Annotated in this window: 12 protein-coding genes and 2 tRNA genes; 10 read left to right on the top strand and 4 right to left on the bottom strand. The window is 59.0% G+C overall.

Features of this window, described 5'->3' with window-relative positions:
* Window positions 1-34: 34 nt before the first annotated feature.
* The 4 genes from PSH88_RS27680 to PSH88_RS27665 all read right to left on the bottom strand — a co-directional run bounded on the left by PSH88_RS27680 (window position 35) and on the right by PSH88_RS27665 (window position 3,285).
* Window positions 35-1,600, bottom strand: coding sequence for an ABC transporter permease (locus tag PSH88_RS27680; RefSeq protein ID WP_305423898.1), 1,566 nt, complete (start codon window positions 1,598-1,600; stop codon window positions 35-37).
* Complete coding sequence (locus PSH88_RS27675; protein WP_305423897.1) at window positions 1,600-2,610, bottom strand: iron ABC transporter substrate-binding protein; 1,011 nt, start codon at window positions 2,608-2,610, stop codon at window positions 1,600-1,602. Before PSH88_RS27675 ends, PSH88_RS27680 begins: the two co-directional genes overlap by 1 nt.
* Before the next feature lie 336 nt (window positions 2,611-2,946).
* Window positions 2,947-3,033, bottom strand: a tRNA-Leu gene (locus tag PSH88_RS27670).
* A gap of 165 nt (window positions 3,034-3,198) precedes the next feature.
* Window positions 3,199-3,285: transfer RNA gene (locus PSH88_RS27665), tRNA-Leu, on the bottom strand.
* 226 nt (window positions 3,286-3,511) lie between these two features.
* Here PSH88_RS27665 and rnr point away from each other — a divergent pair.
* The 10 genes from rnr (at window position 3,512) to PSH88_RS27615 (ending at window position 14,953) form a co-directional block, all read left to right on the top strand.
* Entirely contained in the window at window positions 3,512-6,142 is a 2,631-nt protein-coding gene (rnr, locus tag PSH88_RS27660) for a ribonuclease R (RefSeq protein WP_305423895.1), read from the top strand.
* Window positions 6,139-6,906 carry a 23S rRNA (guanosine(2251)-2'-O)-methyltransferase RlmB gene (rlmB, locus tag PSH88_RS27655; protein ID WP_305423894.1) on the top strand — a complete coding sequence of 256 codons (768 nt, stop codon included), beginning with the start codon at window positions 6,139-6,141 and terminating at the stop codon, window positions 6,904-6,906. Before rnr ends, rlmB begins: the two co-directional genes overlap by 4 nt.
* A 318-nt stretch (window positions 6,907-7,224) precedes the next feature.
* Window positions 7,225-7,647 carry a 30S ribosomal protein S6 gene (rpsF, locus tag PSH88_RS27650; RefSeq protein ID WP_007902678.1) on the top strand — a complete coding sequence of 141 codons (423 nt, stop codon included), beginning with the start codon at window positions 7,225-7,227 and terminating at the stop codon, window positions 7,645-7,647.
* Between the two features lie 28 nt (window positions 7,648-7,675).
* Window positions 7,676-7,906: a 30S ribosomal protein S18 gene (gene rpsR / locus PSH88_RS27645; protein ID WP_002551829.1), complete on the top strand. Its 231-nt coding sequence runs from the start codon at window positions 7,676-7,678 to the stop codon at window positions 7,904-7,906.
* Between the two features lie 36 nt (window positions 7,907-7,942).
* Window positions 7,943-8,836 (top strand): YybS family protein, encoded by an 894-nt coding sequence (locus PSH88_RS27640; protein ID WP_305423893.1) that lies wholly within the window; start codon window positions 7,943-7,945, stop codon window positions 8,834-8,836.
* A 19-nt stretch (window positions 8,837-8,855) separates the two neighbouring features.
* On the top strand, window positions 8,856-9,302 hold the full coding sequence (gene rplI, locus PSH88_RS27635) for a 50S ribosomal protein L9 (RefSeq protein WP_003197251.1): 447 nt from the start codon (window positions 8,856-8,858) through the stop codon (window positions 9,300-9,302).
* Window positions 9,303-9,422: 120 nt separating this feature from the next.
* Window positions 9,423-10,820 (top strand): replicative DNA helicase, encoded by a 1,398-nt coding sequence (gene dnaB / locus PSH88_RS27630; RefSeq protein WP_019691515.1) that lies wholly within the window; start codon window positions 9,423-9,425, stop codon window positions 10,818-10,820.
* A 259-nt stretch (window positions 10,821-11,079) separates the two neighbouring features.
* Window positions 11,080-13,383 (top strand): YgiQ family radical SAM protein, encoded by a 2,304-nt coding sequence (locus PSH88_RS27625; protein WP_305423891.1) that lies wholly within the window; start codon window positions 11,080-11,082, stop codon window positions 13,381-13,383.
* Between the two features lie 203 nt (window positions 13,384-13,586).
* Window positions 13,587-14,507, top strand: a complete 921-nt coding sequence (gene ssp4 / locus PSH88_RS27620) for an Ssp4 family T6SS effector (protein WP_305423889.1) — start codon at window positions 13,587-13,589, stop codon at window positions 14,505-14,507.
* The gene (locus PSH88_RS27615; protein ID WP_305423888.1) at window positions 14,504-14,953 is read left to right on the top strand and encodes a hypothetical protein; all 450 of its coding nucleotides are present in this window, start codon (window positions 14,504-14,506) and stop codon (window positions 14,951-14,953) included. Before ssp4 ends, PSH88_RS27615 begins: the two co-directional genes overlap by 4 nt.
* Window positions 14,954-14,978: the final 25 nt, after the last annotated feature.

Genomic DNA, 14,978 nt, shown 5'->3' with positions numbered 1-14,978 from the left:
CCCTGTGGGAGCGGGCTTGCCCGCGATAGCGATCTCAGCGGCTCAAATACATCCGCGTCGTCAGTAAATAAACCGGCAACCCCGACACCACAATCAACAACGCCGCATAAGGCGCCGCCGCCGCAAACTCCACATTCGCAGTATGCGCCCAGACTTCCGTCGCCAACGTATTCAGCCCGGTAGGGCTCAGCAACAGCGTCGCCGTCAGCTCCTTCATCGCATCCAGAAATACCAGTGCAAATGCCGCACCCAGCGCCGGGAAGATAATTGGCAACGTCACCCGACAAAACGCGCTGAAAGACGACGCTCCCAGCGTGCGTGCGGCCTCTTCCAGTTGCGGCGCAGCCTTGTTCAGCGCGGTGCGAATCGGCGCTTGAGCCAGCGGCAGAAACAACAGCGCATAAGCGATCAGCAGCAGCGCCGAGGTCTGGTACAGCACCGGCACATAATGCAGAGCGAAATACACCAGGGTCAGCGCAATCACCAGTCCCGGCAGTGCATGCAGCAGATACGGCAGGCGCTCGGCCCAGATTGCCAGTCGGCCTTTATGGCGCACCACCAGCAACCCCACCGGCATCGCGAGCACCAGGCACAATGCTGCGCCACCGAGGGATAGCGCCAGAGACGACAACAAGGCCTCGCTGATCGCGGAGACCGGGAACGCCGCTGACGAACCCACCATCAGCCAGTACGCCAGCATTCCCAGCGGAATGCCGCTGCCGATGATCGCTAGCAGCAGGCAGTAGAGCTGTCCGACAGTCGTCCAAGGCCCCAGGTGAACCTGCAGCGCATGTCGCGCCGCGCCCTGGCCGGTGCGCACATGTCGGCCCTTGCCACGCACGCGTAGCTCCAGCCATAGCAGCACCAGGCACAGCACCAGCAGCACCGCCGAAAGCATCGCTGCGTTAGCGTTGCTGAATTCCAGTTCGAACTGCTGGTAGATCGCTGTCGTGAAAGTCTGCAGGCCGATGATCGACAGCGCGCCGAACTCCACCAGCATGTGCAGTGCAATCAGCAGCGAACCGGCCAGCAGTGACGGCCAGAGCAGAGGCAGGGTGATTTTAAAGAACACGCCCCAGCGATTCTGCCCCAGGGTTCGAGCGGACTCCTCCAGAGAAGGATCGAGATTACGCAGGGTTGCCGCCACCGGCAGAAAAATCAGCGGGTATTTGGACAGGGTCATCACCAGGATCGCGCCGCCTAGCCCTTCGAAGTGAGCGCTCAGGGAGACCCAGGTGAAGCTGCTGACAAACGCCGGCACCGCGAACGGCAGGCACAGGATCACGCCCCATAGCCGTCGCCCCGGCAGATTGCTGCGCTCCAGCAACCAGGCGAGCGACAAGCCAATCACGCCGCAGGCCAGCGTAACGCCCGCCATCAGCGCCAGCGTATTGCGCATCAGGCCAAACACGTAGGGCCGCCATAACAGATGCAGCGCCTCGGCCCAGCCTGCTTGCCAAGTCTTGAGGCCGACATAAGCCAGTGGCAATAGGCTGAGCACGACCAGCAGCAAAACCGGCAGCAACAACCAGATCGACGGCCGCTTGCGCCGTGGCACGTAGCCCCTGCGCAAGGCGGGGGCAGATAACGATGCGCTCATCAGTTCAAGCCAACGTCACGTTCCAGGTCCAGGGCTTCTTCGGCGTTGCCGAGGTCGGCGGGCGTGACTTTCGGCGCTTGCAGTTCGCTGAACGGCTTGAGGCCGCGATCCGATTCCATGCCTTTGTGCAGCGGGTATTCGGCGGTGGTCTGGGTGATCACGCGCTGACCTTCTTCGCTGGCCATGTAGGCGAGCAATTGCTGGGCTTCTTTTGGATGCTTGCTGGATTTCAACACCGCAGCGCTGGAGACGGTGATCAGCCCGCCGACGTCGCCGCCGGTGAAGTAATGCAGTTTCGAATCGAGCTGGCCTTTTTCGCGCTGCAGGGCGAACCAGTAATAGTTGTTCACCAGCACGGTGGCGACTTCGCCATTTTCCACGGCTTTCAATGCAACCATGTTGTTGCTGTAAGTCTTGCCGAATGCACGCAGGCCGGTGAGCCATTCTTCGGCCGCGTCCATGCCGTGGACTTTAATGATCGCCACGGCCTGTTCCTGGAATGCGCCACTGGTTGGCACAAAACCGACCTTGCCTTGCCATTTCGGGTCGGAGAATTCCATTACCGACTTGGGCAGGTCTTTTTCATCGATCAGCTTGGGATTGAACGCAACCACGCGAACTCGCGCGGTGATACCGATCCAGGTGCCGTTGCTGGCCACGTAGTCCTTTGGCAGAACGGCGAGGGTAGCGGCGTCGGTTTTCGCCAGCAGACCTTGTTCGCCGAGTTTGTTCAGCGGTGGGGATTCTTCGGTGTAGATCACGTCGGCGGGGGAGCGATCGCCTTCTTCGACGATCTGGCTGGCGAGTTGGTTGCTGCTGCCCTTGCGCACATTGACGTGAATCCCGGTCTTGGCTTCGAAGGCTTTGGCGACGGCGTCGCCGACTTCCTTGTGTTGGCCGTTATAGAGTGTCAGGGAAACCGGATCGGCGGCTTGGGTGAGGGGAGTGGCGAGTGTCAGGCCGAGCAGGGTGATGGTCAGGCCGCGGCGCAGGGTATTTCGAAACATCATTCGCAGGGTTCCTCACTGTCGCATTGCAAAATCTTGCAACAATGATAAACGATATTGTTTCTCATGTGCGTCTTGCGGGTCTGAGGCGTGTTTGCTAGAGGGGCAGGGGCGGGGTTTTGTGGCGAGGGAGCTTGCTCCCGTTCGGCTGCGAAGCAGCCGTAAACCCTGAGAGTGCGGTGTAACTGTTGGAATGATGAGGAGCGCTTCGCACTCCAGCGGGAGCAAGCTCCCTCGCCACAGGAGAAGTAATGGCTTGAGTTTTTTGAAAGCCAGAAACGCAAAAACCCGCTTTCGCGGGTTTCTGTGAAATTCAAGATCGTGACCTTGAATTTGAATTGGTGCCCAGAAGAAGACTCGAACTTCCACGACCTTGCGGTCACCAGCACCTGAAGCTGGCGTGTCTACCAATTTCACCATCTGGGCATAATCGCAAGCGTTGCCGCTGTTGATGTGGCGCACTATACGGAGAGCATTTTGATCTGTAAACCCCTGATTTAATTTTAATAAACCGGAAGCCTGGAATGCAAAAACCCGCTTTCGCGGGTTTTTGTGTGAGCCTTGAAATTGTTCTAATCTCAAGCTCGAAATTGGTGCCCAGAAGAAGACTCGAACTTCCACGACCTTGCGGTCACCAGCACCTGAAGCTGGCGTGTCTACCAATTTCACCATCTGGGCAGTATCGGCAGCGCGTGTGCGTCGTCGATGGCGCGCACTATACGGAGCGTCTTTTTAACTGTAAACCCCCGGCATCGAAAAAACCTGGAAAATTTCACCGGCGGTATTCAAATCAGCTTTGCGGTGTCGATAAAGGGCTTTAGATGGGCTGTCATAGCCTGAAATTTCCCGTTTCATTACGCCTATGCCAAACTAACCCGCATATAGACAAGGTGAAAACTCTCTAATGGCCGATTGGCAGTCCCTCGATCCCGAGGCCGCTCGTGAAGCGGAAAAATATGAAAACCCTATTCCTAGCCGCGAACTGATCCTTCAGCACCTTGCTGATCGAGGTTCGCCTGCTAACCGCGAGCAGCTGGTCGAAGAGTTTGGTCTGACCACAGAAGACCAGATCGAAGCCCTGCGTCGCCGCCTGCGCGCCATGGAGCGCGACGCTCAACTCATCTATACCCGTCGCGGCACTTATGCGCCGGTGGACAAGCTCGACCTGATCCTGGGCCGCATCAGCGGTCACCGTGACGGCTTCGGCTTCCTGGTCCCGGACGACGGCAGTGACGACTTGTTCATGAGCCCGGCGCAAATGCGCCTGGTGTTCGATGGCGACCGTGCCCTGGCGCGTGTTTCCGGCCTCGACCGTCGCGGTCGCCGCGAAGGCATGATCGTCGAAGTGGTGTCCCGTGCCCACGAGACCATTGTGGGTCGTTACTTCGAAGAGGGCGGTATCGGTTTCGTCGTCGCGGACAATCCGAAGATCCAGCAGGAAGTGCTGGTGACGCCGGGCCGCAACGCCAACGCCCAGATCGGTCAGTTCGTCGAAGTGAAGATCACCCACTGGCCGACGCCACGCTTCCAGCCGCAAGGCGATGTGGTTGAAGTCGTGGGCAACTACATGGCGCCGGGCATGGAAATCGATGTCGCCCTGCGCACCTACGATATTCCTCACGTCTGGCCTGAAGCGGTGCTCAAGGAAGCCGCCAAGCTCAAGCCTGAAGTCGAAGAGAAAGACAAAGAGAAGCGTATCGACCTGCGTCACCTGCCGTTCGTGACCATCGACGGCGAAGATGCACGCGACTTCGATGACGCGGTCTACTGCGAAGCCAAGCCGGGCAAACTGCGCCTGTTCTCCGGTGGCTGGAAGTTGTACGTGGCGATCGCCGACGTTTCCAGCTACGTGAAAATCGGTTCGGCGCTGGATAACGAATCCCAGGTTCGTGGCAACTCGGTGTACTTCCCCGAGCGTGTCGTGCCGATGCTGCCTGAACAATTGTCCAACGGTCTGTGCTCGCTGAACCCGCACGTCGATCGCTTGGCGATGGTCTGCGAGATGACCATCTCCAAATCCGGCGAGATGACCGACTACTGCTTCTACGAAGCGGTGATTCACTCCCATGCCCGCCTGACCTACAACAAGGTCAGCGCCATGCTGGAGACGCCGAAAGCCACTGAAGCACGTCAGCTGCGTGGCGAATACACTGACGTCCTGCCGCACCTCAAGCAGCTGTACTCGCTGTACAAGGTCCTGCTGGCGGCCCGTCACGTGCGCGGCGCGATCGATTTCGAAACCCAGGAAACCCGGATTATCTTCGGTTCCGAGCGCAAGATTGCCGAAATCCGTCCGACTGTCCGCAACGACGCCCACAAGCTGATCGAGGAATGCATGCTGGCGGCCAACGTGGCCACTGCCGAATTCCTGAAAAAGCACGAAATCCCTGCGTTGTATCGCGTCCACGACGGCCCGCCACCGGAGCGCCTGGAAAAACTGCGCGCCTTCCTTGGCGAGCTCGGCCTGTCCCTGCACAAAGGCAAGGATGGTCCGTCGCCGAAGGATTACCAGGCTTTGCTGGCCAGCATCAAGGACCGTCCGGATTTCCACCTGATCCAGACCGTCATGCTGCGTTCGTTGAGCCAAGCGGTGTACAGCGCTGATAACCAGGGCCACTTCGGCCTGAATTACGAAGCCTATACCCACTTCACTTCGCCGATTCGCCGCTATCCAGATTTGCTCACGCACCGGGCAATCCGCAGCGTCATCCATTCGAAAATGGACACCCCGCATGTTCGCCGTGCCGGTGCGATGACCATTCCGAAAGCGCGGATCTATCCATACGACGAAGCGATCCTGGAGCAGCTCGGCGAGCAGTGCTCGATGAGCGAGCGGCGTGCCGACGAAGCGACCCGCGACGTAGTGAACTGGCTCAAGTGCGAGTTCATGAAAGACCGCGTGGGCGAATCGTTCCCGGGTGTGATCACCGCCGTGACCGGTTTCGGTCTGTTTGTCGAACTGACTGACATTTACGTCGAAGGTCTGGTGCACGTCACCGCGCTGCCGGGCGACTACTACCACTTCGATCCTGTACACCACCGCCTCGCCGGTGAGCGTACCGGTCGCAGCTTCCGCCTTGGCGACACCGTTGAAGTGCGCGTCATGCGTGTCGACCTCGACGAGCGCAAGATCGACTTCGAGATGGCTGAAAAAACCATCAGCGCGCCGATCGGCCGCAAGAAGCGTGGGACTGAAACCGCTGCTCCGGCTTCCAAGTCCGCCGCAGAGCCGGCACCGGCGAAAGCCGGCCGTCGTCCTGCCAAGGAAAAGGCTGTCGAAGCCTATCGCCCGAGCGATGCCGCGGCAAAAAATGCCGAGTTGCGCAAAAGCCGTGAACTGAAACAGGCGTTGCTGGCTGAAGCGAAAAGCGGCGGTAAAGCGGCGTCTGGGGGAAAGACCGGGCGGTCGGCGTCTGACAAGGCCTCCGGCGGCAAGCCAGCAAAACCGAGCAAACACCGTAAAGGCCCGCCAAAAGCGGGTTCCGCTCCAGCCGCCAGAAGCGGCGGGGCGCGTAAACCTAAGGCCAAGTCATGAGTCAGTTGGAAAAAATCTATGGCGTGCATGCTGTAGAAGCGTTGCTGCGTCATCACCCAAAACGCGTCAAGCAGATCTGGCTGGCTGAAGGCCGCAGTGATCCGCGGGTGCAGACGCTGATCGCACTCGCTGCCGAAAATCGCGTAGCGGTCGGTCAGGCTGAGCGTCGTGAGCTGGATGCGTGGGTAGATGGCGTGCACCAGGGCGTGGTCGCGGACGTTAGTCCAAGTCAGGTCTGGGGCGAAGCGATGCTCGACGAATTGCTCGATCGTACCGAAGGCGCGCCGCTGTTGCTGGTGCTCGACGGCGTGACCGATCCGCACAACCTTGGTGCTTGCCTGCGCTCGGCCGATGCGGCGGGCGCGCTGGCGGTGATCGTGCCAAAGGACAAGTCAGCGACCCTGACCCCGACGGTGCGTAAAGTCGCCTGTGGCGCGGCGGAAGTGATTCCGTTGGTGGCTGTAACCAACCTGGCGCGCACCCTGGAAAAACTCAAGCAGCGTGGCTTGTGGGTCGTCGGTACAGCGGGCGAGGCTGAGCAGGATCTGTATCAGCAAGACCTGACCGGCCCGACCATCCTGATCATGGGCGCGGAAGGCAGCGGAATGCGCCGCCTGACTCGCGATCTTTGCGATTACCTGGTGCGTCTGCCGATGGCGGGCAGTGTCAGCAGTCTCAATGTGTCCGTCGCCACCGGCGTCTGCCTGTTCGAAGCGCTGCGCCAGCGCGGCGTCAAAGCCGCCGGGGCCGCCAAAAAGTCCTAAGCCGGACACGATCCAAATGTGGGAGCGGGCTTGCTCGCGAATACGGTCTGACATTCAACACTTTTGCTGAATGACACACCGCTTTCGCGAGCAAGCCCGCTCCCACATGGGTTCTGCGCTATGGTGCAGATCGGTGGTGTGAACGAACTGTTCAAATAATCACCAATTGCCTTGCGCCTCTCTTGTCCCTTCTCTACAATTGCGCCCCTTGCTGTGACGGCAGGCACGCATGTGTCTATCGCAAGCAAGTCCATAAGTGTCATTCACTCCTTGTCTGACCGCTTTTGAGCGGCAGGCTACAACCCGTAAGGAGCATTCATGCGTCATTACGAAATCATCTTTTTGGTCCACCCGGATCAAAGCGAGCAAGTCGGCGGCATGGTTGAGCGTTACACCAAGCTGATCGAAGAAGACGGCGGCAAAATCCACCGTCTGGAAGATTGGGGTCGTCGTCAACTGGCCTACGCAATCAACAATGTTCACAAGGCTCACTACGTGATGCTGAACGTTGAGTGCACTGGCAAGGCCCTGGCCGAGCTGGAAGACAACTTCCGCTACAACGATGCAGTGATCCGTAACCTGGTCATCCGTCGCGAAGAAGCCGTTACCGGCCAATCCGAGATGCTCAAGGCTGAAGAAAACCGCAGTGAGCGCCGTGAGCGTCGCGACCGTCCTGAGCACTCCGACGCCGAAGGCGTTGATGGTGATGACAGCGACGCCAGCGATAACGCTGACGAGTAATCCACGGACCTTTTGAGGAGCCTATTACATGGCACGTTTCTTCCGTCGTCGTAAATTCTGCCGCTTCACCGCTGAAGACGTGAAAGAGATCGATTACAAAGATCTCAACACTCTGAAAGCTTACGTATCCGAGACCGGCAAAATCGTTCCAAGCCGCATCACCGGTACCAAAGCTCGTTATCAGCGTCAGCTGGCCACCGCTATCAAGCGCGCCCGCTTCCTGGCCCTGCTGGCCTACACCGACAGCCACGGCCGCTGAGACCGGGCAGTCGACACGTAGCAAAGGATTGAATGCATGCGCGCCTTAGCTGAGTTCATCATGCGCGGCCGTATGCAGGCCACTCTGGTAGTGGCTGGATGCGCAACGTTGCCGTTGTTGTATTGGTTGGGTGCTGCCGCCGGATGCCTTGTGCTCCTGCGGCGCGGATTGAAGGACGCCTTGGGCGTTCTTGCTCTGGGACTGCTGCCGGCGTTGATCTGGTGGCTTTACTCCGACGACCCACGGGCGCTTCTGGTGCTGCTGGGGTCTTCGAGCCTTGCGTTGGTTTTGCGCGCAAGCGAGTCCTGGAACCGCGTGCTGCTGGTCAGCATAGCGATGGGGTTGGTGTTTTCAGTGGTGCTGGGGGTGGCTTTTGCGCCCCAGATCGAGATGCTGGCGCAGGCTTTGATAAAAGTCATGCCGTCGTTACTCGGTGATGTCTACCAGCAATTGTCGGTAGACGAGCAGGCGCGTTTCGCGTCCCTGATTGCACCGGTCCTGACCGGCCTGATTGCGGCTTTGTTGCAAATCGTCAGTGTGCTGAGCCTGATTGTCGGGCGCTACTGGCAGGCGTTGTTGTACAACCCGGGTGGTTTTGGTCGCGAGTTTCGCGCCATCCGAATCCCGCTGGGACCGGCGATGTTGCTGCTGGCGTTAATGCTTCTGGGGCCTAATTTAGGCTCGCAGATGGCCATGTTGACGCCGTTGTGCAGTGTACCGCTGGTGTTCGCCGGGCTGGCCCTGATTCACGGGCTGGTGGCGCAAAAGCGACTGGCCAAATTCTGGCTGGTGGGGTTGTACGTCACGCTGTTGCTGTTCATGCAGCTGATCTATCCGTTGCTGGTGGTCTTGGCCATCGTCGACAGCCTGATTGATTTTCGCGGTCGTTCGGCACCGAAAGATGCCGATAACGCGAACGGTGAAGGTTAAAAGTTAAGAGGATTTTCACATGCAACTGATCCTTCTGGAAAAAGTCACCAACCTGGGCAACCTGGGTGACAAAGTGAACGTTAAGGCTGGTTACGGTCGTAACTACCTGCTGCCTTACGGCAAAGCTACCGCTGCGACCGCTGCCAACCTGGCTGCGTTCGAAGAGCGTCGCGCTGAGCTGGAAAAAGCCGCAGCAGACCGCAAAACTTCGGCTGAAAGCCGTGCCGCCCAACTGGCTGAGCTGGAAGTGACTATCACTGCCACCGCTGGTGACGAAGGCAAGCTGTTCGGTTCGATCGGCACCCACGACATCGCTGATGCACTGACCGCCTCTGGCGTTGAAGTTGCAAAAAGCGAAGTTCGTCTGCCGAACGGCACCATCCGCAACGTAGGCGAATTCGACGTAGCCGTGCACCTGCACGCCGAAGTTGAAGCCACCGTACGCGTTGTCGTGGTAGCAGCTTAAGCAGCACTTGTCGGCTGGCACCCTCGGGTGCTTGCCGGTAACATCGGGCACGATCCTGTTTACAGGTCGTGCCCTTTGTCTTTCTGCAGTTCCTGATTTCCCTAAATAAACCAAGTGGCCATGAACGATATCTCCGCTCCCGAGCAATATGATCTGCAAACCGCTGCCCTGAAGGTGCCGCCGCATTCCATCGAGGCCGAACAGGCCGTGCTCGGTGGTCTGATGCTGGACAACAACGCCTGGGAACGCGTGCTCGATCAAGTCTCCGACGGCGATTTCTATCGGCATGACCACCGCCTGATCTTCCGGGCCATCGCCAAGCTGGCGGACCAGAACTCCCCGATCGACGTCGTGACCCTTGCCGAGCAATTGGACAAGGAAGGTCAGACCTCGCAAGTCGGTGGACTCGGTTACCTCGGTGAACTGGCGAAAAACACGCCGTCCGTCGCCAACATCAAGGCCTATGCCCAAATCGTTCGCGAGCGGGCGACGTTGCGCCAGCTGATCGGCATCAGCACCGAAATCGCCGACAGCGCCTTCAACCCCGAAGGCCGCACCGCCGCTGAAATCCTTGACGAGGCCGAACGGCAGATCTTCCAGATTGCCGAGGCCCGTCCGAAAACCGGCGGCCCGGTCAGCGTCAACGACCTGCTGACCAAGGCCATCGACCGCATCGATACCTTGTTCAACACCGACAACGCCATTACCGGCCTGTCTACCGGCTATACCGACCTCGACGAGAAGACCAGCGGACTGCAACCGTCCGACCTGATCATCGTCGCCGGCCGTCCGTCCATGGGTAAAACCACCTTTGCGATGAACCTGGTGGAAAACGCCGTGTTGCGTAGCGAGAAGGCTGTTCTGGTTTACTCCCTCGAGATGCCAGGCGAATCGCTGATCATGCGTATGCTGTCTTCCCTCGGCCGGATCGACCAGACCAAGGTCCGGGCCGGTCGCCTTGAAGACGACGACTGGCCGCGCCTGACGTCGGCGGTCAACCTGCTCAATGATCGCAAGCTGTTCATCGATGACACGGCGGGTATCAGCCCATCGGAAATGCGGGCCCGGACCCGTCGTCTGGTGCGTGAGCACGGTGAGATCGGCCTGATCATGATCGACTACCTGCAGCTGATGCAGATCCCGGGTTCCAGCGGTGATAACCGCACCAACGAGATTTCCGAGATTTCCCGGTCCCTGAAAGCCCTGGCCAAGGAATTCAACTGCCCGGTGGTGGCACTGTCCCAGCTCAACCGTTCCCTGGAACAACGGCCGAACAAGCGCCCGGTGAACTCCGACTTGCGCGAATCGGGTGCGATCGAGCAGGACGCCGACGTGATCATGTTCGTGTACCGGGACGAGGTGTATCACCCGGAAACCGAACACAAAGGCATTGCCGAAATCATTATCGGCAAACAGCGGAACGGCCCGATCGGCTTTATCCGCCTGGCCTTCATCGGCAAATACACCCGATTTGAAAACCTGGCGCCGGGTAGCTACAACTTCGACGACGATGAATAACCTGCGCAGGGACTTTGTGGCGAGGGAGCTTGCTCCCGCTGGGTTGCATAGCAACCCCAAAACCTGAGTCATCCTGTTTCAGGTGCACCGTATTTGTATATGTTGCGACTGCTTCGCAGTCGAGTGGGAGCAAGCTCCCTCGCCACAGAGGTTGCGTATATCGCTCGCTGATTTCCGACCATAGCCGTCGGAATTGGTCAAATTTTGTGCTATATTCCGCGCCCGCGAAATTCAATGAAAGCCAACGCCGGTTATCGACATGCAAGCAGCCAAGCCGTTATTTGACTATCCCAAGTACTGGGCCGAATGTTTCGGGCCAGCGCCATTCCTGCCGATGAGCAGGGAGGAGATGGATCAGCTTGGCTGGGATTCCTGCGACATCATCATCGTCACCGGTGATGCCTACGTCGATCACCCGTCGTTCGGCATGGCGATCATCGGCCGGCTGCTGGAGGCCCAGGGCTTCCGCGTCGGGATCATTGCGCAGCCGAACTGGCAGTCCAAAGACGACTTCATGAAGCTCGGCGAGCCGAACCTGTTCTTTGGCGTCGCGGCCGGCAACATGGACTCGATGATCAACCGCTACACCGCCGACAAGAAAATCCGCTCTGACGACGCCTACACCCCGGGTGGCCTGGCGGGCAAACGTCCGGACCGAGCGAGCCTGGTTTATAGCCAGCGCTGCAAGGAAGCCTACAAGAACGTGCCGATCGTGCTCGGTGGCATCGAAGCCTCCCTGCGCCGCATCGCCCACTACGATTACTGGCAGGACCGGGTGCGCAACTCGATCCTGATCGACGCTTGCGCCGACATCCTGCTCTACGGCAACGCCGAGCGTGCGATCGTCGAAGTCGCCCAGCGTCTGTCGTTCGGTCACAAGATCGAAGACATCACCGATGTGCGCGGCACTGCGTTCATTCGGCGTGACACGCCAAAAGACTGGTTCGAGATCGACTCCACGCGTATTGACCGTCCGGGCAAGGTCGACAAGATCATCAACCCGTACGTGAACACCCAAGACACCCAGGCTTGCGCCATCGAGCAGGAAAAGGGGCCGGTTGAGGACCCGCAGGAAGCCAAGGTAGTACAGATCCTGGCCAGCCCGAAAATGACCCGCGACAAAACCGTGATTCGTCTGCCGTCGGTTGAAAAGGTCCGTGGCGACGCGGTGCTTTACGCTCACGCCAACCGCGTGCTGCACCTTGAAACCAACCCGGGCAATGCCCGCGCATTGGTGCAGAAGCATGGCGAAGTCGACGTCTGGTTCAACCCGCCGCCGATTCCGATGACCACTGAAGAAATGGACTACGTGTTCGGCATGCCTTACGCACGGGTTCCGCACCCGGCGTACGGCAAGGAAAAGATTCCGGCCTATGAAATGATTCGTTTCTCGGTAAACATCATGCGCGGCTGCTTCGGTGGCTGTACGTTCTGCTCGATCACCGAGCACGAAGGCCGGATCATCCAGAATCGTTCCGAAGAGTCGATCATTCGCGAAATCGAAGAGATCCGCGACAAGGTCCCGGGCTTCACCGGTGTCATCTCCGACCTCGGCGGCCCGACCGCGAACATGTACCGCATCGCCTGCAAGACCCCGGAAATCGAATCCGCGTGTCGCAAGCCTTCGTGCGTGTTCCCGGGGATTTGTCCGAACCTCAACACCGACCACTCGTCACTGATCCAGCTCTATCGCAGCGCCCGCGCCTTGCCGGGGGTGAAGAAGATCCTGATCGCATCCGGTCTGCGTTACGACCTCGCGGTCGAGTCGCCGGAATACGTCAAGGAGCTGGTGACCCACCACGTCGGTGGTTACCTGAAGATCGCCCCGGAACACACCGAGGAAGGTCCGCTCAACCAGATGATGAAACCGGGCATCGGCAGCTATGACAAGTTCAAGCGCATGTTCGAGAAGTACACCAAGGAAGCCGGGAAAGAGCAGTACCTGATTCCGTACTTCATCGCCGCTCACCCGGGCACCACCGACGAAGACATGATGAACCTGGCCCTGTGGCTCAAGGGCAACGGTTTCCGTGCCGACCAGGTGCAGGCGTTCTACCCGTCGCCGATGGCTACCGCCACCGCGATGTACCATTCGGGCAAGAACCCGTTGCGCAAGGTCACTTACAAGAGTGACGGCGTGACCATCGTCAAGAGCGAAGAGCAGCGTCGTCTGCACAAGGCGTTCTTGCGTTATCACGACCCCAAAGGCTGGCCGATGCTGCGTGAAGCGCTGACCCGCATGGGCCGCGCCGACCTGATCGGGCCGGGCAAGAACCAGTTGATCCCGCTGCATCAGCCGGCGACCGACAGCTATCAGAGCGCCCGTCGCAAGAACTCGACGCCGGCTGGCAGCCATAAAGTGGCGGGGGAAAAGACCACCAAAATCCTGACCCAGCACACCGGGCTGCCACCGCGTGCCAGCGACGGCGGCAACCCGTGGGACAAGCGTGAACAAGCCAAGGCTGCGGCATTTGCCCGCAACCAGCAGGCGGCCAAGGAGCGCAAGGACGCGGCCAAAGGCAAGGGACCGAAACCGGCCCGAAAACCAGTCGTGCCGCGTTAATCTGCGCGCCATATCGCAAAACGCCAGCCTCAGTGCTGGCGTTTTGTTTTCTAGCGAGTGTGCGGCCTGTTTGCTAAGGTGACGCGCGCTTCAATGGCTGCCCGGGAAATCGATTTTCCTGTGCAACGCCAAACCCTGTGGGAGTCGGAACTCGCCTGCACAGGCAACAAAGATCACACCCCCGATTTTCAAGGACGATTTACATGAGCAACCCCTTACCGGGTATCGGCATGGACTACAGCCCCTCCCAGTTCATGGCCCGCCAATGCATCGAAAGCCAGATCAACCTGCCACGCCTGTTCGCCGCCATCGACGCCGCCCCCGGAATCGTCGGCGCGGGCGTGGTGTACATCGACGCCGAATTCAACGTAGTGACCCTGCGCGAGTTCAAGCCGATTTGCAGTATCAGGCCCAAGCGAATCATTTTGCGCGAGGCGCAGAAGTACATCGCGCCGGCTCAGTTTGCGCAGCATGTACAGGACAATCCGCGCGAATCACGCCTGGTTGGGGAGGCTGTCAACACCACTTTATCGTGCGCGGGTGCAGTGATCGGCTGGATCGTAGTGCTCAGTGGCTCCGTGGCTATTCCGTTTTCGGCAGGGGCAAGTACTGTGGTCGCTGCGCTCGGTTATACCGCTGCGGCTGCCAGCTCAGTGCAGTGTTTTGCCAGCGGCTATCGGACCCGCAATGAGATCGTCAACCCTGCCCGTAACGATGAGCTCGACAGCGAAGAGTGGTACCAGTACACCATGATTGCGCTGGATGCTGCGTCCTTGGTCGGGGTAGGCGCATCCACGCTGACAACGCTCAAACTGGTCAGGCTGAATAAGGCCACGACCGGGAAAAGTGTCAGGGAAGTGCTCAGGGGGCTGAATCGACAGGAACGTGCCAAACTGACCAAAGAACTATTGAGCATCAACGACCCGCGCTTGACGTCGAAGATGATCAAGTTGAAGCAGTTATCGGGTGAATTGCCCAGGCGTTTCACGCCCACCGAGGTCAAGCATGCAACGGTCACTCAGATAAAAGACGCCTTGGGCGCCGCTATCGGTTTTACCGGCAGTGCAATTTCGGGGAATGTCCGCACCATTGCCGTAGGCCTGTACGAGGAGGCTGAGCAATGAATGAGCTGCCCAGCATTCGCAATTTTCTATCGAAGTATTTCCCGGTCTTCATGGGGGCAATATTCGCGTCAATTTTTACCCTGGTCTTTGCGGTGCCTTTGTTTTTCGAAAGCTATTTTAGAAACCTTCCGTTGGCTGACAACGCCAAGTACTCTTTTTTCGGGGGGATCGCGCTTACCCTCTTCGTCGTGCATTGTCATTTCATGGTCGCGCGCGGTCGTCCGCAATGGGTGCGGCCTCTGGTCGTGCTTCTGGCCCTTTGTTTTCTTGGGGTACTGCCCACCATTGCATATGAGGTGCATCCCCTGACTTATGCGGTGACGTTGCTGTTCCCACTGTTGACACTATTGCTGCTCAATAGCAAACGTCACCGCGAGATGCGCCAGAAGCTGCTTGAAGTACGTCACTTGCGCCAAGCTGTTATTGCAAAGCACAAAGCCCGTTAGTTGGGTGGACTCAGCACCCGCCCCT

Origin of the sequence: Pseudomonas wuhanensis (assembly GCF_030687395.1) — a bacterium.
GTDB lineage: Bacteria > Pseudomonadota > Gammaproteobacteria > Pseudomonadales > Pseudomonadaceae > Aquipseudomonas > Aquipseudomonas wuhanensis.
The sequence above is the reverse complement of the archived record's forward strand: the minus strand, read 5'-3'. Positions and strand labels throughout refer to the sequence as shown.